General features: G+C 69.6%; 23 protein-coding genes. 16 read left to right on the top strand and 7 right to left on the bottom strand.

Annotation, left to right across the window (positions count from 1 at the left end):
• Nucleotides 1-43: 43 nt before the first annotated feature.
• On the bottom strand, nt 44-589 hold the full coding sequence (locus tag L0C25_RS22695; protein ID WP_271634076.1) for an NADPH-dependent FMN reductase: 546 nt from the start codon (nt 587-589) through the stop codon (nt 44-46).
• A gap of 173 nt (nt 590-762) precedes the next feature.
• On the opposite strand from L0C25_RS22695, the gene L0C25_RS22690 reads away from it, so the two are divergent.
• Genes L0C25_RS22690 through L0C25_RS22650 form a run of 9 tightly spaced genes read left to right on the top strand, consistent with a single transcriptional unit; the run spans nt 763 to nt 9,523 of the window.
• Nucleotides 763-3,483 (top strand): bifunctional acetate--CoA ligase family protein/GNAT family N-acetyltransferase, encoded by a 2,721-nt coding sequence (locus L0C25_RS22690; protein ID WP_271634075.1) that lies wholly within the window; start codon nt 763-765, stop codon nt 3,481-3,483.
• Between the two features lie 53 nt (nt 3,484-3,536).
• The gene (locus tag L0C25_RS22685) at nt 3,537-4,136 is read left to right on the top strand and encodes a DUF5998 family protein (RefSeq protein ID WP_271634074.1); all 600 of its coding nucleotides are present in this window, start codon (nt 3,537-3,539) and stop codon (nt 4,134-4,136) included.
• Nucleotides 4,136-5,266 carry an alkaline phosphatase family protein gene (locus L0C25_RS22680; protein ID WP_271634073.1) on the top strand — a complete coding sequence of 377 codons (1,131 nt, stop codon included), beginning with the start codon at nt 4,136-4,138 and terminating at the stop codon, nt 5,264-5,266. Before L0C25_RS22685 ends, L0C25_RS22680 begins: the two co-directional genes overlap by 1 nt.
• A gap of 31 nt (nt 5,267-5,297) precedes the next feature.
• Nucleotides 5,298-6,158, top strand: a complete 861-nt coding sequence (locus L0C25_RS22675; RefSeq protein WP_271634072.1) for a P1 family peptidase — start codon at nt 5,298-5,300, stop codon at nt 6,156-6,158.
• 45 nt (nt 6,159-6,203) lie between these two features.
• Entirely contained in the window at nt 6,204-7,259 is a 1,056-nt protein-coding gene (locus L0C25_RS22670; RefSeq protein WP_271634071.1) for an ABC transporter substrate-binding protein, read from the top strand.
• A gap of 28 nt (nt 7,260-7,287) precedes the next feature.
• Entirely contained in the window at nt 7,288-7,962 is a 675-nt protein-coding gene (locus tag L0C25_RS22665; RefSeq protein ID WP_271634070.1) for a thymidine kinase, read from the top strand.
• Entirely contained in the window at nt 7,959-8,807 is an 849-nt protein-coding gene (locus tag L0C25_RS22660; RefSeq protein ID WP_271634069.1) for a sulfurtransferase, read from the top strand. Before L0C25_RS22665 ends, L0C25_RS22660 begins: the two co-directional genes overlap by 4 nt.
• A gap of 55 nt (nt 8,808-8,862) precedes the next feature.
• Nucleotides 8,863-9,090, top strand: coding sequence for a ribbon-helix-helix protein, CopG family (locus tag L0C25_RS22655; RefSeq protein WP_271634068.1), 228 nt, complete (start codon nt 8,863-8,865; stop codon nt 9,088-9,090).
• Nucleotides 9,091-9,097: 7 nt separating this feature from the next.
• A complete protein-coding gene (locus L0C25_RS22650; RefSeq protein ID WP_271634067.1) occupies nt 9,098-9,523 on the top strand; it encodes a TA system VapC family ribonuclease toxin in 426 nt (141 codons plus the stop codon).
• Nucleotides 9,524-9,581: 58 nt separating this feature from the next.
• Here the strand turns inward: L0C25_RS22650 and L0C25_RS22645 are convergent, their stop codons facing one another.
• The 3 genes from L0C25_RS22645 to L0C25_RS22635 form a co-directional block, all read right to left on the bottom strand.
• Nucleotides 9,582-11,561 carry an SDR family oxidoreductase gene (locus tag L0C25_RS22645; protein ID WP_271634066.1) on the bottom strand — a complete coding sequence of 660 codons (1,980 nt, stop codon included), beginning with the start codon at nt 11,559-11,561 and terminating at the stop codon, nt 9,582-9,584.
• 74 nt (nt 11,562-11,635) lie between these two features.
• Nucleotides 11,636-12,616: a septation protein SepH gene (gene sepH, locus L0C25_RS22640; protein ID WP_271634065.1), complete on the bottom strand. Its 981-nt coding sequence runs from the start codon at nt 12,614-12,616 to the stop codon at nt 11,636-11,638.
• A 71-nt stretch (nt 12,617-12,687) separates the two neighbouring features.
• Entirely contained in the window at nt 12,688-13,905 is a 1,218-nt protein-coding gene (locus L0C25_RS22635; RefSeq protein ID WP_271634064.1) for an MFS transporter, read from the bottom strand.
• 61 nt (nt 13,906-13,966) lie between these two features.
• On the opposite strand from L0C25_RS22635, the gene L0C25_RS22630 reads away from it, so the two are divergent.
• From L0C25_RS22630 to L0C25_RS22620, 3 genes are all read left to right on the top strand, one after another.
• The gene (locus tag L0C25_RS22630) at nt 13,967-15,067 is read left to right on the top strand and encodes a ferrochelatase (RefSeq protein WP_271634063.1); all 1,101 of its coding nucleotides are present in this window, start codon (nt 13,967-13,969) and stop codon (nt 15,065-15,067) included.
• On the top strand, nt 15,064-15,864 hold the full coding sequence (locus L0C25_RS22625; protein ID WP_271634062.1) for an inositol monophosphatase family protein: 801 nt from the start codon (nt 15,064-15,066) through the stop codon (nt 15,862-15,864). The genes L0C25_RS22630 and L0C25_RS22625 overlap by 4 nt, the downstream gene beginning before the upstream one ends.
• A 271-nt stretch (nt 15,865-16,135) precedes the next feature.
• Complete coding sequence (locus tag L0C25_RS22620; RefSeq protein WP_271634061.1) at nt 16,136-16,435, top strand: DUF4193 domain-containing protein; 300 nt, start codon at nt 16,136-16,138, stop codon at nt 16,433-16,435.
• A gap of 11 nt (nt 16,436-16,446) precedes the next feature.
• Here the strand turns inward: L0C25_RS22620 and L0C25_RS22615 are convergent, their stop codons facing one another.
• Nucleotides 16,447-16,803, bottom strand: coding sequence for a DUF4235 domain-containing protein (locus L0C25_RS22615; RefSeq protein ID WP_271634060.1), 357 nt, complete (start codon nt 16,801-16,803; stop codon nt 16,447-16,449).
• Nucleotides 16,804-16,866: 63 nt separating this feature from the next.
• Nucleotides 16,867-17,352 carry a DUF3093 domain-containing protein gene (locus L0C25_RS22610; RefSeq protein ID WP_271634059.1) on the bottom strand — a complete coding sequence of 162 codons (486 nt, stop codon included), beginning with the start codon at nt 17,350-17,352 and terminating at the stop codon, nt 16,867-16,869.
• A 78-nt stretch (nt 17,353-17,430) separates the two neighbouring features.
• On the opposite strand from L0C25_RS22610, the gene dut reads away from it, so the two are divergent.
• Both dut and L0C25_RS22600 read left to right on the top strand, forming a co-directional pair.
• The gene (gene dut / locus L0C25_RS22605; protein WP_271634058.1) at nt 17,431-17,916 is read left to right on the top strand and encodes a dUTP diphosphatase; all 486 of its coding nucleotides are present in this window, start codon (nt 17,431-17,433) and stop codon (nt 17,914-17,916) included.
• Between the two features lie 2 nt (nt 17,917-17,918).
• Nucleotides 17,919-18,560: a DUF3710 domain-containing protein gene (locus L0C25_RS22600; RefSeq protein ID WP_271636884.1), complete on the top strand. Its 642-nt coding sequence runs from the start codon at nt 17,919-17,921 to the stop codon at nt 18,558-18,560.
• Between the two features lie 85 nt (nt 18,561-18,645).
• Here the strand turns inward: L0C25_RS22600 and L0C25_RS22595 are convergent, their stop codons facing one another.
• Nucleotides 18,646-19,215, bottom strand: a complete 570-nt coding sequence (locus tag L0C25_RS22595; RefSeq protein ID WP_271634057.1) for a helix-turn-helix domain-containing protein — start codon at nt 19,213-19,215, stop codon at nt 18,646-18,648.
• Nucleotides 19,216-19,281: 66 nt separating this feature from the next.
• Here L0C25_RS22595 and L0C25_RS22590 point away from each other — a divergent pair, with 66 nt between their 5' ends.
• Both L0C25_RS22590 and L0C25_RS22585 read left to right on the top strand, forming a co-directional pair.
• Nucleotides 19,282-19,989 carry an AzlC family ABC transporter permease gene (locus tag L0C25_RS22590; protein WP_271634056.1) on the top strand — a complete coding sequence of 236 codons (708 nt, stop codon included), beginning with the start codon at nt 19,282-19,284 and terminating at the stop codon, nt 19,987-19,989.
• Nucleotides 19,986-20,306 (top strand): AzlD domain-containing protein, encoded by a 321-nt coding sequence (locus L0C25_RS22585; protein WP_271634054.1) that lies wholly within the window; start codon nt 19,986-19,988, stop codon nt 20,304-20,306. Before L0C25_RS22590 ends, L0C25_RS22585 begins: the two co-directional genes overlap by 4 nt.
• The last annotated feature ends 31 nt before the right edge of the window (nt 20,307-20,337 follow it).

Here is a 20,337-nt window from a genome sequence, read left to right as displayed (position 1 = left end):
GTGGCAGGTGTTGCCTTGGGCGTACGGGTCGGGCTGCGGTGCCTCAGCCCAGCCGTGCGGTCAGCCGGGTGAGCTCGTCGAGCATCGCCGACAGCTCGGCGTCGCGACGCTCCAGTGGCGCGAGTCCGGTCTCGTCGAAGTCGCTGAACAGGCCGAGCGCAACGCTGGCGCGCACGTCGTGCAGGTGGAGGTTCGCGGTGACCTGTCGCCACTGCTCGGTCGCACGTACGCCGCCGTCCGCACCGTAGGAGACGAACGCGACGGTCTTGCCGGTCCACTCCGGGCCGAGGGTGTCGAAGGCGTTCTTGAAGGCGCCCGGGATTCCGTGGTTGTACTCCGGCGTGACGAATACGAACGCGTCGTAGGCGTCGATCGCCTGGCTCCAGCGCGTGACGTTCACCGAGTCGTACTGCCGGTTCGCGGCACCCGGGACCGTCGCGGAGGTGAGGAGCGGCAGGTCGAAGTCTTTCAGGTCGAGCACGCCGTACTCGGCGTCGGTCCGGTTCGCGGCGGCCTTCTCGACCCAGACCGCCACCTGCTCGCCGGTGCGGCCCTCGCGGATCGACCCGATGATGATGCCGACCTTCATACTGCGTCCTCCAAGGTAGTAGTTGAATCTACAACCAATGTAAACGGGGTCGGCCCCGGAAGTCACGCGCCTGCGGCGGAGGTCACAGCGCGCCTTGTACGCCGCGTTCCGCGACACTCTGAGCCCTCGACGCGCTGCGCCCATGGGCATGTGCGAGCCGGTACGTTGGTCGCGTGGACAGCGCACTCGACAGCAGCGATGGGGACGCGGCTCTCGGCTACCCGCGGCACTGGGAGGCCGATGTCGTCCTGCGCGACGGCCGCGCCGCTCAGCTGCGCCCGATCACCCCCGATGACGCGCAGGGGCTCGTCGACTTCTACGCGCGGGTGTCCGACGAGTCGAAGTACTTCCGGTTCTTCGCGCCGTACCCGAAGCTCTCCGACCGCGATGTCGCGCGCTTCACCCAGGTCAACTACCAGAGCCGGGTCGCGTTCGTGGTGACGATCGCCAAGCAGATCATCGCGATCGGCCGCTACGACGCGATCGACGACCGCGAGGCGGAGGTGGCGTTCCTGGTCGAGGATGCCCACCAGGGCCGCGGGCTCGGGCAGCTGCTGCTCGAGCATCTCGCGCAGGTCGGCCGGGAGCGGGAGTACGAGAAGTTCGTCGCCGAGATCCTGCCCGAGAACACCCGGATGATCCAGGTGTTCCGCGAGCAGGGGTACGAGGTCGAGGGCTCGGTCGAGGACGGCGTCATGCGACTGGTGTTCTCGATCGACCCGACCGACACTGCCATCGGCGTGATGCAGGCTCGTGAGCACCGGGCCGAGGCCGCGTCGATCCAGCGGTTCATGCGGGCCAAGAGCGTCGCGGTCATCGGTGCGAGCCGGCGCCAGGACACGATCGGGCAGATGCTCATCCGGAACCTGGTGCTCGCCGACTTCACCGGCGCCGTGTACGCCGTGAACCCGCAGGCCGAGGCGGTGTCGGGGTTGCCGGCGTACGGGTCGGTGCAGGAGATCCCGGGCGACGTCGACCTCGCGGTCATCGCGGTCCCGGCGGAGGCGGTGCCAGAGGTCGTACTCGACTGTGCCGGCAAGGGTGTGCACGGCATCATCGTGATCTCCTCGGGCTTCGCCGAGACGGGCGAGGAGGGACGCCGCCGACAGCGCCGGCTGCTCGGCCTCGTCCGCAGCTACGGACTCCGGCTCGTCGGACCGAACTGCCTCGGCGTCATCAACACCGACAACGCGACCAGGATCAACGCGTCGCTCTCGCCGCTGATGCCGCCGCGCGGTCGAGTCGGCTTCTTCTGTCAGTCCGGTGCCCTCGGCGTCGCGATCCTGGAGACCGTCGACCGGCGCGGCCTCGGCCTCTCCACCTTCGTTTCGGCCGGCAACCGCGCGGACGTCTCGGGCAACGACCTCCTGCAGTACTGGGAGGAGGACGACGCAACCGAGGTCGTCCTGCTCTACCTCGAGTCGATCGGCAACCCGCGCAAGTTCTCCCGGATCGCCCGCCGGGTCGGTCGGCGCAAGCCGGTCGTTGCCGTCAAGTCCGGGCGTACGACGCAGGGCGTGCCGGTCGGGCACGCCGTCCAGCGTACGACCGCGCCGCAGGCCGCCGTCGACGCGATGTTCCGCCAGGCGGGCGTCATCCAGGTCGACACCCTCGACGAGATGTTCGACGTCGCGCAGCTGCTCGCGCACCAGCCGCTGCCGCGCGGCCCGCGGGTCGCGGTCGTCGGCAACTCCGATGCCATGGGGCTACTCGTCGCCGACGCCGCAAGCGCGGCAGGGCTGCACGTGCGCGAACCCATCGCGCTGGGTGCGGACGCGAACGAGGACGACTTCGAGGAGGCGCTGGACACCGCGATCGAGGACCCCGACGTCGACTCCGTCGTCGCGGTGTACGTTCCGCCGCTCAACGTGTCCGGCGAAGACGTCGCGAACGTCCTCGCCGCCGTCGGCGAGCAGTCGGACAAGCCGATCGTGTCGGCGTTCCTCGGCACCGAGGGAGTGCCGGAGCTGCTGCGCGTCCCCGACGTCGAGGGTGCCGCCGGACGCGGTTCCGTGCCGTCGTACCCCGCGCCCGAGTCGGCGGTACGCGCGCTCGCTCGCGTCGTCGCGTACGCCGAGTGGGCCGGGCGGCCGCAGGGCGAGCAGGCCCACTTCGACGAGGTCCGTACGCACGAGGCGCATGCGTTGCTCCTCCGCACGCTCAAGGAGGAGCCGCAGGGGCGCGACCTGTCGCTCGAGGAGACCCATGAGCTGCTGGCCGACTACGGCGTCGACCTGTGGACGCGCCAGCGCGTCGGCTCGCTCGATGAGGCGATCGCGGCGGGCAAGGTGCTCGGCTGGGATGTCGTGCTCAAGGCGACGGCGCCGCACCTGCGTACCCGTCCCGACCTCGCGCACGTGTGGCGCAACATCCACGACGAGGACGACATGAGCGACGCGTGGGACTCCTTGACGAGCATCATCGACGTACCGGAGTCCGCCGGTTTCGTGGTGCAGCGGATGTCGTCGCCCGGTACGCCGATCTCGATCCGCGCCGTCGAGGACCCGTTGTTCGGGCCACTGGTGTCGTTCGGCCTGTCGGGTGCTCCGAGTGAGCTGATGGGCGACCGTGCGTACCGGATCCCGCCGCTGACCGATGTCGATGCCGCAACGATGGTGCGCGAGATCAAGTCGGCGCCGCTGCTGCTCGGTTACCGCGGGAGCGAGCCGGCGGATGTCGGCGCGATCGAAGACCTGCTCCAGCGGGTGGCCGTGCTGAAGGACGACCACCCCGAGCTTGCGTCGCTCAACCTCGATCTCGTCCTCGCGGGCGCACACGGTACGACGGTGCTCAACGCGACCGCGCGTACGGCACCGGCGAGCGACAACCGCAGCGAGTGGTTCGTACGGCGGATGAGTCGCCCGGTCGGGCTCGGCGACACGATGCCGAGCTGACCGTCGGACCGGCCGTGCTCGGCCGCGATCGAGCGCGTGGAACACTGTCCGATATGGCAGACAGGTACGAGCAGATCGCCACCGACCGCTGGGCCGAGCTTCGCGAGGCGATCCAGCAGACGGGGTACTACCCGAACGTCGTCACCGAGGGCATGGTCGACGCGCTCGCCGGTGAGGCCGTCGAGGCGTACGTGCTGCACCATGAGCCGACGTTCGACCGCGAGGAGATCCGTCGGCACCTGACGGTGCTCGTGATGACCGGAAGCAGGCTCGTCCTGACCCACACCGACGAGCACCCGCCCGACGACCTGCTGCCCGAGCCGTACACCTCGACGACGACCGAGGCGGTCCCGCTCGGCTCGGTCACGTCGGTCGTGACCACGCGGATGGTCGCGACCTCACCGACCGCGCCCGACGGCGGCGGCCCCACCCGCGAGGCGGTGATCACGATCGGCTGGGGGAGTGTCAGCCGCGTCGACCTGGAGCCGGCACAGTGCTCCGACCCGACCTGCGATGCCGACCACGGCTACTCGGGCAACATCACCGGTGACGACTTCACACTGCGCCTCTCGGCGACCGCCGACGGCGACGACGCGGTCGCTCAGCTGCTCGACTTCGGACGGCGGCTCTCGGCCGCGACCGCTGGTCGCTGATGCTCTCGCACCATCCCGAGGGCGTCGTCCTCCCCACGTACGACGGTCGCAGCATCAGCCAGCTCGTGCGCAGCGCGGGCTCCGCAACCGCCGGTGACGCCAACCCGCTCGACCTGCCGCCGGCGCCGAGGTACGTGCTCGTGCTGATCGACGGGCTCGGTCGTGACCTGCTCGCGGCCAACGCCGACTGCGCGCCGTACCTCTCCGGGCTGCTCGACGGCTCGCTCACCTGCGGTGCGCCGTCGACGACGGTCACCAGCCTCACCTCGCTCGGCACCGGGCTGCCTCCCGGTGCGCACGGTGTCGTCGGCTACACCTCCCGAATCCCGGGTACGCGCCGCACGCTGAATGCCCTGAGGTGGAGCGACGACATCGACCCGCTCACGTGGCAGCCGCACCCGACCGAGCTGTCCCGGCTCGCCTCGGAGGGGCTGAACGTCTCGGTTGTCAACAGCGCTCGGTTCGAGGGCACGGGGCTGACGCTCTGCAGCCAGCGCGGCGTGCCGTACTACGGCATCTCCAGCGTATGGGAGCGCCTCGACGCGACGGTAGACGCGTGCGAGGCCTCGTCGCGCAGCCTGGTCTACACCTACGAGTCGACACTCGACCATCTCGGCCACGAGCACGGTTGCACCTCGGCGAAGTGGCGCGAACGGCTGCGCGACGTCGACGCCGACATGCGCCGTCTTCGCGAGGCACTGCCGCCCGACGCGGCGCTCGTTGTCACCGCCGACCACGGCATGCTCGACCTACCGGCCGACGGCAGGTTCGACGTCGAGGACCGACCCGACCTGCTCGACGACGTGCTGGTGTTCGCGGGGGAGGCGCGGTTCCGGCAGCTGTACGTACGCACGGGCGCCGTCGACGACGTCGCGCGGCGTTGGCGCGCGTACTGCGGAGCTCGAGCGATCGTCGCGACCCGCGACGAGGCCGAGCGCGCGGGCTGGTTCGGACCGATCGACGATCGCGTACGCCCACGCATCGGCGATGTCCTGGTGGCGTCGCTCGGGGAGTTCGCCGTGTTCTCCTCGCGCTGGTTCGGGGTGGAGCTGAAGATGGTGGGGTTCCACGGTTCGCTCACGGCCACCGAGATGACCGTGCCGTTGCTGGTGGACGCGCCGGGCTCGTAGCGGTCGGCGCGGTCGTACGAGAGGGAGAGGCATGGCGTTCGAGGTACCCGGAGTGCGGATCGGCCACTGGACGGACGCGGTCGGCGAGACCGGATGCACGGTAGTCGAGCTCCCCGAAGGGACGACCGCATCGCACGAGGTCCGCGGGGGCGCGCCCGCGAGCCGTGAGCTCGACCTGCTCGATCCGGACAAGACCGTCGACCGGATCGACGCGGTCGTCCTGACCGGTGGATCCGCGTTCGGGCTGGCCGCGGCCGACGGTGTGATGCGGCACTTCGCCGAACGAGGCCGCGGCGTTCCGACGCCGGGCGGCAACGTACCGATCGTGCCGACGCTCGCGTTGTTCGATCTTGCGGTCGGTGACAACACCTCGCGGCCGACCGCCGAGTCCGGCTACGTCGCGGCGGCCGCGACCGGTGGGGAGCAGGTACTCGCCGGCCGCGTCGGTGCGGGCACGGGAGCGTACGTCGGCCACTGGCGCGGGCCTGACGGTCGCCGTCCGGGTGGTCTAGGTCATGCCGTCCACCGGCTCGGCGAGATCGTGGTCGAGGCGCTCTGCGCCGTCAACGCTTACGGCGACGTCGACCACGGAGGGCAGGCGGTGTCGTTCGACTCCGTACGCGCCCTGCCGGTAGGTGCCGGGTTCGACGCCGGCCGGGCACACACCACGATCGGGTTGGTCGTCACGAACGCCGCGCTGTCGAAGGTCGACTGCCGCGTCGTCGCGCAGGGAGCGCATGACGGGCTCTCTCGTGCGCTGACGCCGCCGCACACCCGTTTCGACGGTGACGGGTTCGTCGCGGCGGCGACCGGCGAGGTCGCGGCCCATGTCGACGTCGTACGCCTGCTCGCGCTCGCCGCCGTGACCGACGCGATCCGCTCGGTCGGTTGAGGCCCCACCGACCCGTGGATGCTAGCTAAGGTTAGCCTTGCCTGCGTGAACCGACTGAACGTAGTACTGACCGCGCTGCTGGCCGTCGTCCTCATGACCACGACGGCGTGCGGCGACGATGACCCGGCCGGCGCGGAGACGTCTGCGGCCAACGCCGCACCCGCGGAGGAGGGCGCCTTCCCGGTCGAGATCGAGCACAAGTACGGCACCACGACCGTCGAGGAGGAGCCGGAGCGCGTCGTCGTCGTCGGCCTCAAGGAGCAGGACGACCTGCTCGCCCTCGGCGTCGTGCCGGTCGCCACCACCGAATGGCTCGACGACACACCGGGAGGCCTCTATCCCTGGGCGAAGGAGCGGCTCGTCGGCGCCGACGTACCCGCGTCGCTCAACCAGGACGACGGCGTGCAGTTCGAGAAGGTCGCGGCGCAGCGGCCCGACCTGATCATCGGCCTGTACTCAGGGCTGACCCAGGCCGACTACGACAAGCTCAGCCAGATCGCGCCGACGGTGGCGCAGCCCGGCGACATACCCGACTACGGCATCGGATGGCAGGAGGAGCTGCTCACGGTGGGCAAGGCGGTCGGGCGTCCCGAGGCCGCGCAGGAGATCGTCGACGACGTCGAGGGCAAGATCGAGGACGTCGCCAAGAAGCACCCGGAGTTCCAAGGCAAACATGCGATCTTCGCAACCCCGTACGAGGGCACGTACGTGTACGGCTCCGCGGATCCGCGGAGCCGGCTGCTGACCGACATCGGGTTCGAGCTGCCGAGCGACATCGACGACGTCGTGGGTACGAAGGACTTCGGCGCCAACATCAGTGCCGAGAACACCGAGTTCGTCGACACCGATGCGCTCGTGTGGCTCACCAACGTGATGGAGGACAAGGACGCCATCCTCGACAACGAGGTCTACACCTCGCTGCCCGTCCACGAGGAGGGCCGTGACGTGTTCGTCGGCGACGCGAAGCACCCGGACTACGGGTTCTCGATCTCGTTCGTCACCGCGCTGAGCGTCCCGTACACGCTCGACCGGCTCGTACCCCAGCTCGCGGCGGCCGTCGACGGCGACCCGGCGACGAAGGTGCCGACGCCGAAGGACTAGGCGGCCAGACGCCTGGCAGGATGGGCGCGTGGCGAATCTCCAGTTCTTCAACGGCACCATGGACTCGGGGAAGTCGACTCTCGCGCTCCAGGTCAATCACAACCACGCGGCGCGGGGGAGGGTCGGACGCCTGTTCACGTCGCACGACCGTCGCGGTGATGCGATCCTGTCCAGCCGGCTCGGGTTGTCCGTCGACGCCGTCGAGGTCCCGCCCGACTTCGACTTCTGGGCGTACGCCGTGCACGACCTCACCCACGGTGGCCGGATCGACTACATGGTGTGTGACGAGGCGCAGTTCTACACGCCCGCCCAGGTCGACCAGCTGGCCCGCATCGCCGACGAGCTACAGATCGACGTGTTCTGCTTCGGAATCCTGACCGACTTCCGCACCAGGCTGTTCCCCGGATCGGCGCGGCTCGTCGAGCTCGCCGACCGGGTGCAGACCGTCCAGGTCGAGGCACTGTGCTGGTGCGGCGAGCGGGCGACCCACAACGCGCGGACGGAGAACGGCGAGATGGTCACCGAGGGGGAGGTCGTCGTGGTCGGCGACGTCGACGCGCCTCCGACAGAGGTCGCGTACGAGGTGCTGTGTCGCCAGCACCACCGGCGGCGAATGACCGCTGCTCGCGCGAAGGCCGCCGCGTTGTCGCCGGATGTGCTGCCGTTCGACCATGAGGCCCGGATGCTGGGAGGCAAGCGATGACCCGGTCACCGATCATCGATCGCGAGGAGCTCGCCGAGCTGTTGGTCTCGCCCGAGCCGCCCGCCCTGCTGGACGTACGCTTCGTGCTCAGCGTCGACGGCGGCGGGCCGACGGGCCGAGCTGCGTTCGAAGAAGGGCACCTGTTCGACGCCCAGTTCGTCGACCTGGACGTCGATCTCGCCGACCCGCCCGGCGAGCGCGGCCGGCACCCGCTGCCCGACCCGGGACGCTTCGCGGCGGCGATGCGCCGGGTCGGCGTCCGCATGGATCGAGCGGTCGTCGTGTACGACCAGGCCGATGGAAGCGCGGCCGCTCGGGCGTGGTGGTTGCTCACGCATCACGGTCACGACGACGTACGCGTGCTCGACGGCGGGTACGACGGTTGGGTTGCGGCGGGCGGCAACACGACCGCGCTCGTGCAAAGCGTCGAGGCAGGAGACTTCGTCGCACGCCCGGGTCGCCGGAAGGTCCTGGACGTCGACGGTACGGCCGCGCTCGCCCGCGAGGGGCTGCTGCTCGATGCGCGGCAGCCGGAGCGGTACCGCGGCGAGGTCGAGCCGATCGACCCCGTCGCCGGTCACATCCCGGGCGCCGTCAGCGCGTCGACGAGAGACAACGTCACGGCCGACGGCCGGTGGCGCTCGGCCGATGACCTGCGCGAACGGTTCGCCGCGCTCGGCGCCGGCACGGCCGGCGAGATCGGAGCGTACTGCGGGTCCGGCGTCACGGCCGCGCACGAGGTGCTGGCACTCGAGCTCGCCGGGTACGACGCCGCGCTGTACCCCGGCTCGTGGAGCGAGTGGGTCGCCGACCCGGCGCGTCCGGTCGCGACGGGTGGTGCTTGATCTTCGATCGCATCATGACGCGCCAGAGTCGGCATCGCGATGTATGGTCGATGGTATGCGCACCACGTTGAGCCTTGACCCGGATGTCGTCGCCGCCGTCGAGCGGCTGCGACGTGAAGAAGAGCTCGGGCTCAGTGAGGCAGTCAACGCGTTGGTGCGATCGGGCCTGGCAGCACGTTCGGCATCGGGCCATGAGCCATATCAGCCGCGGAGCATCGACGTCGGCATCAAGGTCGACGTGTCGAACGTCGCGGAGACTCTCGACCTGCTCGACGCGGGTTGATCGCAGGATGATCGTCGACGCGAACATCCTGCTCTACGCGGTCGATTCACGGTCACCGCGCCATGACGCTGCCAGCGAGTGGCTCACCATCGCACTTCGCGGCGACAGGCGGGTAGCCCTTCCCTGGCAGACGATCGGTGCCTTCGTCCGCATCATCACCCACCCCAGAGTCACGGAGTCACCACTCACGGGACCCGATGCCTGGAGGTTCGTTCAGGACTGGCTCGCGGTCCCGGTGTGCTGGATTCCACCGGCCACCGACCGAACGGCTCGGACGTTGGGGACGCTCATCGAGCGTCATGGGCTCAGCGGCAATGCGATTCCGGACGCCCAGCTGGCCGCCCTCGCGATCGAGCACGGTGTGAGTGTCGTGTCGAACGATTCCGACTTCGCTCGGTTTCCCGAGGTCGCGTGGGAGAATCCGCTGGCATAGCCGACGCGTTGTGGCGGCGTCGCTCTGGGCCGGGACACAGCGGTTGACGAAGGAATGGTCACCAGTGGACGCCCTTGAGCACCTTCGCCAGCAGCACCTGCTCGCTCGTCGCGGTGTCGTCGGCCGACGCGCCCTTCGCCGCGGACGAGTCGGGAAAGACCTTGTACGCCTGGTGCAGGATCCGGAAAGCCAGCTTCGGTGCCAGTGCGTGACCGACCTCGCCGGCGGTGCCGAGCGGGGTGTTCAGCTCATGTGGCCGGTCGCGTACGGCCGTGAGCACCAGATCGGCAGCCTGTGCCGGCGTGATCGTCGGGAACGCGTCGTAGATCTTCGTGGGCGCGATCATCGGCGTCTTGACCAGCGGCATGTGGATCGTCGTGAACGTGATGCCGTCGCCGATCAGCTCCGAGCTCACCACCCGGCTCCACGCGTCGAGCGCTGCCTTCGACGCGACGTACGCGGAGAACCGCGGGGGGTTCGTCTGCACGCCGATCGACGAGATGTTGACGATGTGCCCGCCGCCATCCTCGCCGAGCTTGGTCGCCAGGCCCATGACGAGCCGGATCGCGCCGAAGTAGTTCAGCGTCATGGTGCGCTCGAAATCGTGGAAGCGGTCGTACGACAGGTGCAGCGACCGCCGGATCGACCGCCCCGCATTGTTGACGATCACGTCGATCGTGTCGTGCTCCTCGACGAGCCGCTTGGTCAGCTCGTCGATCGCGGCCATGTCGGACAGATCGCAGGAGTAGACGTACGTCCGCCCGCCGAGCATCTCGATCTCGAGCCGTGTCTCCTCGAGCTTGTCGAGGTTGCGCGCGACGAGCACGGGGATGCCCCCCAGCGCGGCGACCCGCAGCGCGGTCGCCTTGCCGATGCCGGACGACGCTCCGGTGATCACCACGCAGCGTCCCTGCAGCGCGGCCTTCAGCCGCGGGTCCGACAGCACATCGGCGTCGAGGTGCTGCTCCCAGTAGCCCCACAGCACCGATGCGTACGTCTCGAGGTCGGGGCAGGCGATGCCACTGCCGGACAGCTCGTGTTCGGTCGCCTGGTCTTCGAACGTCGTCGGCAGCGACGTGTGCGCGACCACCTCGGCGGGTATGCCGAGGCGCCCGACGCTCTGGCGGAGCAGGAACCTCGCCGGCGCGCTCTGCAGCGCCGACTGCACCAGCGAGGACGGTACGAGGCCGGTAACGCGCCTGTCGACCTGCAGGGCGAACCGCGGCGCCTTCGCCGCGCGGGCCAGCGTGTTCACGACGTCGACCGTCGGCTGCGGCTCGGGGTTGACGAGATGGAACGCGCGACCGTCGAGACCGGGCTTGTGGGCGAGATGGTCCATCGCCCGCGCGACGTAGTCGACCGGAACGATGTTCGTGTTGCCGAGGTCCATGCCGACGAGCGGAGTCCACTGCGGCAGCGAGTCGCGCATCCGCTTGAGGAGCGGGAAGAAGTAGTAAGGCCCATCGACCTTGTCCATCGCGCCGGTCTCGGAGCTGCCCACGACGATCGCGGGTCGGTAGACCCGCCACGGCACGCCTGCCTCCTCGCGTACGATCCGCTCCGACTCGTACTTGGTGCGGTGGTACGCCGACGGCAGACCCTGGCCCTCGGCGAACATGGACTCGTCGAAGCGGCCGCGGAAGTCGCCGGCGACGGCGATGGACGACACCTGATGGAACAGTCCCGCGTCGACGGCCTCGGCGAGCCCGAGCGCGGCCCGCGTGCCGCCGATGTTCAGCTCGTCGTTGCGTTCTGCCGGCGCCGTCATGTCGTACAGCGCCGCCAGGTGGAAGACGTGGTCGATGTCGCCGCGATGCGTGGCGACCCAGTCGTCGTCGACACCGAGCTGTGGCTCGCACAGCTCGCCGATGACGGGCTTGAGCCGGTCGGTGCCGCCACACTGGTGGCGCAACCGCTCGAACCGCTCGAACGACTGCTCGCGGACGAGGACGTGGATGTCACCGTCGCGGTGGTCGACCAACTCGGCGACCAGGTGCCGGCCGATGAACCCCGTCGCGCCCGTCACGAAGTACGCCATGGTCGCCCCTCAGGTATGCGTTGCGGCATCGTAGCGCCTCGTACCGTGCGGGAACCGTCGAACGGTGCGCGGCGTCATTCCTCGGGCTTGTTGCCGAACATGATCTCGTCCCAGCTCGGTACGCGCCTGCGCTCGCGACGCCGCGAGCGCTTCGGCGTGGAGTCGGGCGGGTCGGCGGCGTCACCGGCCGCACGCGCGGCAGCCGCGGTCTCGGTCAGGTCAGCAGTCGTCGCGTGCGGGTCGATCTCGGCGTCGCTGTCATCGTCGGTCTCGTCGGAATGCTGTTGCGGCTGGCCGTCGAGCATCAGCTGCTCCTGCGCCATCGCCCGCCGGGCGCGTGCCCGCTTCAGCGAGGTGACACCGGGCTCGTCGATGTCGTCGTACGGGTCGGGCGCCTCGTCGTCGGGGGACGCGGTGCCGACCTCGGGCTCGGCCACCGCGGTCGCTGCGTCCGCTACGGCCGACGCGATCGCCATCTCCGTGCTGTCGGGCACGTCGGCGACCAGGTCGCTGGCGCGCTCGTTGTCGGCCACGACATACCGTCCCGGTGCGTCGAACAGGTACATCGCCGGACCGCCGTCGTCCGGCACGCGTACGGAGACGATCCAGCGGCCGTCCTCGCGGCGCCAGGAGTCCCACTCGACGGTGGAGGAGTCGACGTCGCGGGCGCGGAACGTCTCGGTGATGACGTCGCCGAATCGGGCGGCCGGCGCGCTGACGTTCGTGCGCCGGATCGTCGACGCCTGCGCGCGCTCGCAGATGTGCTCGCGCTCGGCGAGCACGGGCACGGCGTACGCCATGATCCGCTCGACGGGCACGTTCGCGGCTTCGGCGACGGACTCCGTGGATTCCCCTCGGCGGATTCGGGCCTGGATATCGCGGGGCCGCAAGGCGCTGTCCATCTCAATCTCCAACTGTCCGAGTCTCGCCCGGTCGCCGCGAATCGCGGCTCGCAGACGATCGTCTACCGGAAGGCGGAACTCCTCGCCCGTGGCGGTACGAAGTACGACATGGCGTCGATCCTCGCCCAGTCCCACGAGACCGAGGTCGCGCATATGGTGCCTCCCAGGTGCCCACCTCCTGGACGGTGGACGGTGTCGAGGGACAGTCTCGTCTGCCGAGCCTCTCAATCCAAGTGAACGCGCCGGACGGGGGCCGCCCGGAGCCGATCGACGGTCCGTTTCGGCACCACCCAGGCAACCGCCGCGGCGAGCGCGGCGGCCACGGTCGGGACGAGGTACGCCGGTGACGCGCCGTGGTGGTCGACGACCCAACCCGATGCCGCACCGCCGATCGCGACGCCGGCCGCCATGCCCATCGAGAACCACGACAAGCCTTCGGTGAGCCGCTCCCTCGGCACGACCTGCTCCAGCAGGGACATCTGCGCGACGAGCATGGGCGAGATGGCGAACCCGGCGACGAACAACGTCACGCCGACCAGCACCACCGACTGCACGATCACGAGGGGCGCCATCGCGGCGGTCAGTAACAGGCTCGCGACCCGGAACCGCCGCAACGGCTCGGACCTGATGTCGATCGCGCCGACGACGAGACCGGAGACCAGGCTGGCGAACGCCCAGACGGCGAGCAGGGCACCGGAGGCGGTCCGCTGCCCCTGCTCAGTCGCGAAGGCGACGGTCACCACCTCGCCGGCGCCGAACATCGCGCCGGACCCGGCGCCCGCGACGCACAGCGGCCCGAGGATCGCCCACCCCATCGGCAGCCGCGGAGTCGTACGGTCGGCGCTGCGTACGGGTGGTGCCGTGCGCCGCTGGGAAGCGAGGGCCAAGCCGCCGACGAGGCCGGTGGCACCCGCGACGACGAGCCCGGCCGCCGGATCGACGAGGGTCGCGAGCAGGGTGACGAGCACGGGACCGGTGATGAAGACGACCTCGTCGACGACCGCTTCGAATGCGAACGCGGTGTTGAGGCGCCTTCGCTCGTCGACGAGATAGGTCCACCGCGCACGTACGAGCGAACCGATCTGCGGCAGCGCGGCGCCCGCCCATGCGGCGAACAGGTGTGGAACGGGCGTGGGCAGGTCACGCTCGATCGCCAGGATGAGCAGTGCGGTGCCGGCCGCGAACATCGAGGGAACCACCAGGAGCGTCAGCCGCTGGCCACGCGCGTCGGCGATGCGACCCTGCAGCGGGGACGCGAGCGCGGTTGCGATGATGCACACCGCGGAGATGCCGCCCGCGTACGCGTACGAGCCCGTGCGCTCGGATACCAGCAGCACGATGCCGAGGCTGATCATCGAGATCGGCAGTCTCGCGACCAGCCCGGTCATGCTGAACAGCAGGGCACCCGGCAACGACAGCACGCGGCGATAGGTGTCGAACAAACGATGATCCTCAGGCAGAGCCGGAGACAGCAGCCTAGTCATGGGTTGAGACACTGGAAGCATGCGCCCGCCCGAGCCCTATGACGCGTTCCTGCTGGTCTCGTTCGGTGGCCCCGAGGCCGCCGACGACGTCGTGCCGTTCCTCGAGAACGTCACCCGCGGCAAGAACATCCCGCGCGATCGCCTGGTCGAGGTCGGCAAGCACTACTACGACTTCGGCGGGCGCTCACCGATCAACGACCAGTGCCGTGAGCTGATCGACGCCGTGCGGGCCGACTTCGAGCGCGAGGGCGTCGACCTCCCGATCTACTGGGGCAACCGGAACTGGGATCCGTACCTCGGTGACACGCTCGAACAGCTGGCGGCGGACGGCGTACGCCGCGCGCTGTGCCTGGTGACGTCGGCGTACGCGTCGTACTCGGGCTGTCGGCAGTATCGGGAGAACCTCTACGACGCCGCCGAGCCGCTGGGTGCGGATGCTCCTCGGCTCGACCGGATCAGGCACTACTTCAACCATCCCGGCTTCGTCGAGCCGTTCGTCGACGCGACCGTCGCCGCGCTGGAGTCGCTCGATCCCGACGTACGAGACGACGCGCAGCTCGTCTTCGTGACGCACTCGATCCCCGAGACGATGAATGCGGCGAGTGGGCAGTGTGTCGGCGCACCGGGGCACACGTACGTCGAGCAGCATCGCGACGTCGCCTCGACCGTCGGCGACGCCGTCGCCGCGCGAACCGGCGTGAGCCGCGACCACGAACTCGTGTTCTGCTCGCGTTCCGGGCCACCGCAGGTCCCGTGGCTCGAACCGGACGTCAACGATCACCTCGAGGCGCTGGCCAAGGACGGGGCCGCCGCGGCGGTCGTCGTGCCGATCGGCTTCGTCTCCGATCACATGGAGGTCATCTACGACCTCGACACCGAGGCCGCGCAGACGGCCGATTCGCTCGGCCTCGCCTATCGCCGCGCCGCGACGCCGGGTGTCGATCCGCGTTTCGTTTCGATGGTCACCGAGCTGGTGGTCGAGCGTGCGGCCGTCGAGCGCCAGGAGGGCGTCGAACGGCGCACGACCGGTGTGCTGGGTCCGTGCCGCGACGTCTGTCCGGCCGACTGCTGCGCCAACCCACGCGGTGAGCGGCCGGCCCTCTGCGAGGAGGGAGCATGACGTCGGGGAGCGACCTCCATGAGCTCGCCCGGTCGGTCGCACGTACCGCTGCGGAGTTCGTACGCGCGCAGCGACCCGAGGGCCGGGTCGACGTCGCGGCGACCAAGTCGAGCGACACCGATGTCGTCACCGAGATCGACCGCGCCACCGAGGAGCTGATCCGCACCATGATCGGCGCCGCGCGCCCGGCCGACTCGGTCATCGGCGAAGAGGGCGGCCAGAGCACTGGTGACAGCGATGTCACCTGGATCGTCGACCCGATCGACGGCACGGTGAACTTCGTACACGGCCTCCCCGGCTACTCCGTCTCGGTCGCCGCTGCGGTCGGTGGGGTCGTCGAGACCGGATGCGTCGTCGATGTCGTCTCCGGCGAGGAGTTCGCGGCGGTCCACGGTGGCGGCGCGACGCGCACCGCGCCCGACGGTACGACGACGAGGCTGGGCCCGCCGCCCGTCGTAGCCCTGGAGCACGCCTTGATCGGCACGGGATTCCACTACCGGCAGGAGATCCGGTCGAAGCAGGGCGTCGCCGTCGCCCGGCTGCTGAGCGCGGTCGCCGACGTCCGGCGGATCGGGTCGGCGGCCATCGACCTGTGCAATGTGGCGAGTGGCCGGCTCGACGGGTACGTCGAGGAGGGGCTGAAACCGTGGGATCTCGCCGCCGGAAGACTCATCGCCGAGGAGGCCGGAGTCGTCGTCACCGGGCTCGACGGAGAGCCGAACGAGCGGCTGACCGTCGCTAGCGCTCCCTCGATCGCGCCCGCGTTGCTCGCCGCCGTACGAGAATCGGGCTTCTGAGCGGACGGTTCGACGCACGCAACGACATCGGTGAAATTCGTCGCGCCCAACGGGAATCAATGGCGCCTCCGCCGCGTTATCCGTTGGACCAGCGGTCAGCGGCGCGAAACTGTGTCACAAATCGCACTGCAAATCGGGGAATTGATTCGCATTTACCGGGGTGAATGGGGCACAATCTGCGCGCCGCGTCCGTTTGGCAACGCACCAACGCACACTGACCGAGTCGTCGGGCTCGACGAATCGGTCCATAGTCCCCGTGGAGGAGGAGTCTATGGCTACCGACTACGACGCACCGCGCAAGACCGATGACGAACAGTCAGAGGACAGCATCGAAGAGCTCAAGGCGCGGCGTCACGACAAGAACTCAGGCAAGGTCGACGAGGACGAGGTCGAGGCCGCGGAGTCGTTCGAGCTCCCGGGTGCCGATCTGTCGCACGAGGAGCTTTCGGTCAAGGTGCTTCCGCGCCAGTCCGATGAGTTCACCTGTGCATCGTGTTTCCTGGTGCACCACCGCAGCCAGCTGGCCGAGCAGCGAAACGGCCAGCTGATCTGCCGCGATTGCGCCGCCTGATTCACGCAGTTTTACGTCGCCGGCGTCTGGCCTTCCGTTGGGTTTGACGCCTTGTTCGGCTTGACGCCCGGCGGCAGCTCACCGGTTGAGCGCACCCAGTAATCGACCGCCTTGCGGCTGATCAGGATCTTCGAGAGCTCGATCGTCGCACCCGCAAGTGCCGCCCATGTCACCGCTTCCGCGAGACGTACCTCTGGATCCTTCGGTGACGTGGGCGGCTTCTTGCCTGTCGCCGCGCGCCACGTCATGCTCGACAGCTGCGAGGCGACGACTCCGGCAAGGATCGTCGAGCCCTTGTCGAAGAGCTTCCACGTCCGTTTCCGGGCCATGCTCTGCTTCTTGCTCTTCTTGTCCGCGCTCTTGCTCACCTGGCGATCCGCCTTCCTCTGCCTGTTGCCCACGATGCTCAGTCTTCCATCCGTGCGCTGCGCTCACTCGCCGGTCGTGCCCGACGGCGTACGCGCGGCGTCGATGGCCGCGACCAGTCTCGCGGGATCACGCGAGCTGATCAGCCAGTACGGGGTCGGATCTCGCGCGTCGACGATGTCCAGACGCACTGCGGTCGCGACGTACGGCCTGATCGCGAGGTACGCGCGCGCATCGGCATCGCGGCCACGAACCGCCGCCGTACGCTCGGCGTCGAGTGCGACGGCGTCGCCGCAGTAGGCGACCTCGATCCGTGCCCCACAGGCGAGCACCTCGCCCGCATGCACCTCCACGCCCTCGCGGCCGTACGCCCAGAGAGCGATGCCAAGAGCGATCGCGACGACCGCGCCCGCGCCGACCGCGAACGCCATCGGCGTCGCGAGCACGAACACCCACCAGACGATGATCGCGAACCCTGCGGAGAGCAGCCACCAGGACGGCGGCGCGTACAGGGACTCGGCGTACTCACCATCCGTGGGTGATCCAGGCATGGGGACAGGTTCCCATGTCTGCTGGTGCGTGCCGCGCGGTAGGGTCGGCCCGGCGCATCACGAGGAGGGGCCAATCACGTGGAAGTTGCGATCCGGCGGATCGACACGGACGTACCGTTGCCGGCGTACGCGCATGACGGCGACGCCGGAGCCGACCTGGTGACCACCGTGGACGTCCGGATCTCGCCGGGGGAGCGCGCCGTCGTGCCGACCGGCATCGCGTTGGCGTTGCCACCGGGTTACGCCGGGTTCGTCCATCCGCGGTCCGGTCTCGCCGCTCGCCGCGGGTTGTCGATCGTGAATGCACCCGGCACCATCGATGCGGGCTACCGTGGAGAGGTAAAGGTGTGCCTGGTCAACCTCGACCCGGCCGAGCCGATCGCGCTCGTTCGCGGTGATCGCATCGCCCAGCTCGTGATCCAACGCGTCGAGCGGGCCCGGTTCGTGGAGGTCGCGGCGCTGCCGGACACCGTCCGTGGCGCGGGCGGCTACGGTTCGACCGGTGGTGCGTCCGCGCTGACCAGTCCGTCCACATCGCCGATGAACGAGGAGGAATCCCGGTGATCATGCGTCGCAAGTCCAAGGCCGACCCGGATCGCGAGGAGGCGTCGGCCGGTTCCGAGACCGCGGAGGCCGACCGTCTCGAGGCCGCCTCGGAGGGTCCCTGGGACGTCGACGAGATCTCGATCGCTTCGGACGACGGGTCGTACGTCGACCTCGGCGGCCTGATCGTCAAGGGCCGCGAGGGGTTCGAGGTGCAGATCCCGTCCGACCCGAAGTCGGGCCAGCCCGCCGCGGTGGTCTTCGTCAGCCCGGAGGCGGCGCTCGAGCTACGCGCGTTCGCGGCGAAGCGCTCGGGCGGACTGTGGGAAGACGTACGCTCCGATATCGCCGGCGAGGCCGCGCGCCTCAAGGGGGAGTGCGAGGTCGTCGACGGCCGGCACGGTCCCGAGCTGCGGCTGCAGGTGCCGGCGAAGTCGGCCGAGGGCGGCGAGGCCGTGCAGCCGAGCCGGATCGTCGGCGTGGAGGGCCCGCGGTGGTTCCTGCGGGGCACGTTCTACGGGAAGGCCGCGATGCAGCCCGACGACGACGGCGTGCTGGAGAGCGCGTTCCGCGATGTCGTCGTACGCCGTGGCGAGGGCCCGATGGCGCCGCGCGAGGCGCTCCCGATCGTGATCCCCGAGAACGCCACCCCCAAGGAACAGTGAGGAGAGGATTCTGGCCCTGTGAGGAGAGGGTTTCGGTACGCCGAAACCCTCTCCTCACAGGGCCAGAATCCTCTCCTCACCGTGGTCAGCGGTGCTCGATGACGTGGACGACCCACGTACCGGGCTCGAGCGCCTCGTACAGGTGCGGTACGTCGCCCGGGAAGGTCGCGTAGTCGCCCGTCTCGAGCTCGATCGGAGCGGATGCGGGGCCGGTACGCAGCCGGCCGGCGGCAACCGTGATGTGCTCGACCGATCCGGGGATGTGCGGGTCGGCTTCGCGACGTGACCCCGGCTCCATCCGCAGGATGTACAGGTCGCGCCGCGCGCCGGGGGACGATGCCGACAGCAGAGTGCCGGTGTAGTCGGCGTGGTCGGAGCGCAGTGTCGTACCCTCGCCCGCCCTGATCACCCGCACCTGCGGCGCGACCGGGTCGACCAGCTGCGAGAAGGGCACGTTCAGCGCGACGCCGAGTGCCCACAGCGTCTCGACGCTGGGGTTGCCGCTGCCGGACTCCAGCTGCGACAGCGTCGACTTCGCGATGCCGGCCCGGCGCGCGACCTCGGTGAGCGACAGCCCGGCCCGGTCGCGCTCGCTCCGGAGCGCCGCTGCGATCACGTCGTGGGGTGGCCCGTCATCGCGCCGTGTCTCGACCATTCGTTCGCTCCATCGGTCTAGATATTCGACTTGACGAACACCGTACCGCGTTGTTTCCATGGTGTCATGCGTTCGATATGGCGAACAGTCGACGAGAAGCTCGGCCGCCGGCTGGCGCGCGACATCGCGCTGGTACTGGTCGCCGACGGCCTCGTCGGCGTCTCGTTCGGCGCTATCGCCGTGAGCGACGGGTTCCCCATCTGGGTGCCGATGTTGCTGTCGTTGTTCGTGTTCGCGGGCGCTGCACAGTTCATGTTCATCGGTCTCGTCGCCGCCGGTGGGGCGCTCGTACCGGCCGTCCTCGCCGGACTGGTCGTCAACGCACGCCACCTCCCGTTCGGCTTCGCGGTCGCCGACGTGCTCGGCAGTACGCTCCCGCGCCGCGCCATCGGGAGTCACCTGATGATCGACGAGACGGTCGCGTTCACCCTCGCCCAGCACGATCCCGCACGTCGGCGGGCCGCGTACTGGACCTGCGGCGTCGGCCTGTTCGGGTGCTGGAACGTCGGCGTCCTGCTCGGTTCGATCGCCGGCACGGTGATCACCGATACGGACGCGTTCGGCCTCGATGCGGCGTTCCCCGCCGTGCTGCTGGCGCTCGTGCTCCCGTCCCTGCGCGATCGACGTACTTTCCTCGCGGCGGCCGTCGGAGTGGCGATCGCCCTTGCCTCGACGCCGTTCGTGCCGGCCGGTCTCCCCGTCCTGCTGGCCCTGATCGGCGTCGCGGTGGTCCGTCCGAAGGCCCCGGCTCCGGCTCCGATCGAGGCCGCATGAACACGCCCGGCATGCTGGTCGCCATCCTCGTCCTCGGCGCGGGCACGTTCGCGTTCCGCTTCGCCGGACCCGTCCTGCGCGAGCGCCTGACGCTGTCGGTGTACGCCGACCGGCTGATCGCCGTCGCGGTCGTCGTCCTGCTGTCGGCGTTGTTCGCGACGGCGACGATCACCGAGGGGGAGTCCTTCGCGGGGTACGCGCGACCGGCGGGCGTGCTCGTCGGCGGCGTACTGGCCTGGCGCAAGGCGCCGTTCGTCGCGACCGTCGTTGCGGCGGCCGCGACGGCGGCGGGCCTGCGGCTGCTCGGCGTACCCTGAGTCGGCCGGTCCGATGGTGCCATGGACTACG

The sequence above is a fragment of the Solicola gregarius genome (assembly GCF_025790165.1).
GTDB classification, from domain to species: Bacteria; Actinomycetota; Actinomycetes; order Propionibacteriales; family Nocardioidaceae; genus Solicola; species Solicola gregarius.
This window is presented reverse-complemented; position numbering and strand designations above follow the sequence as displayed.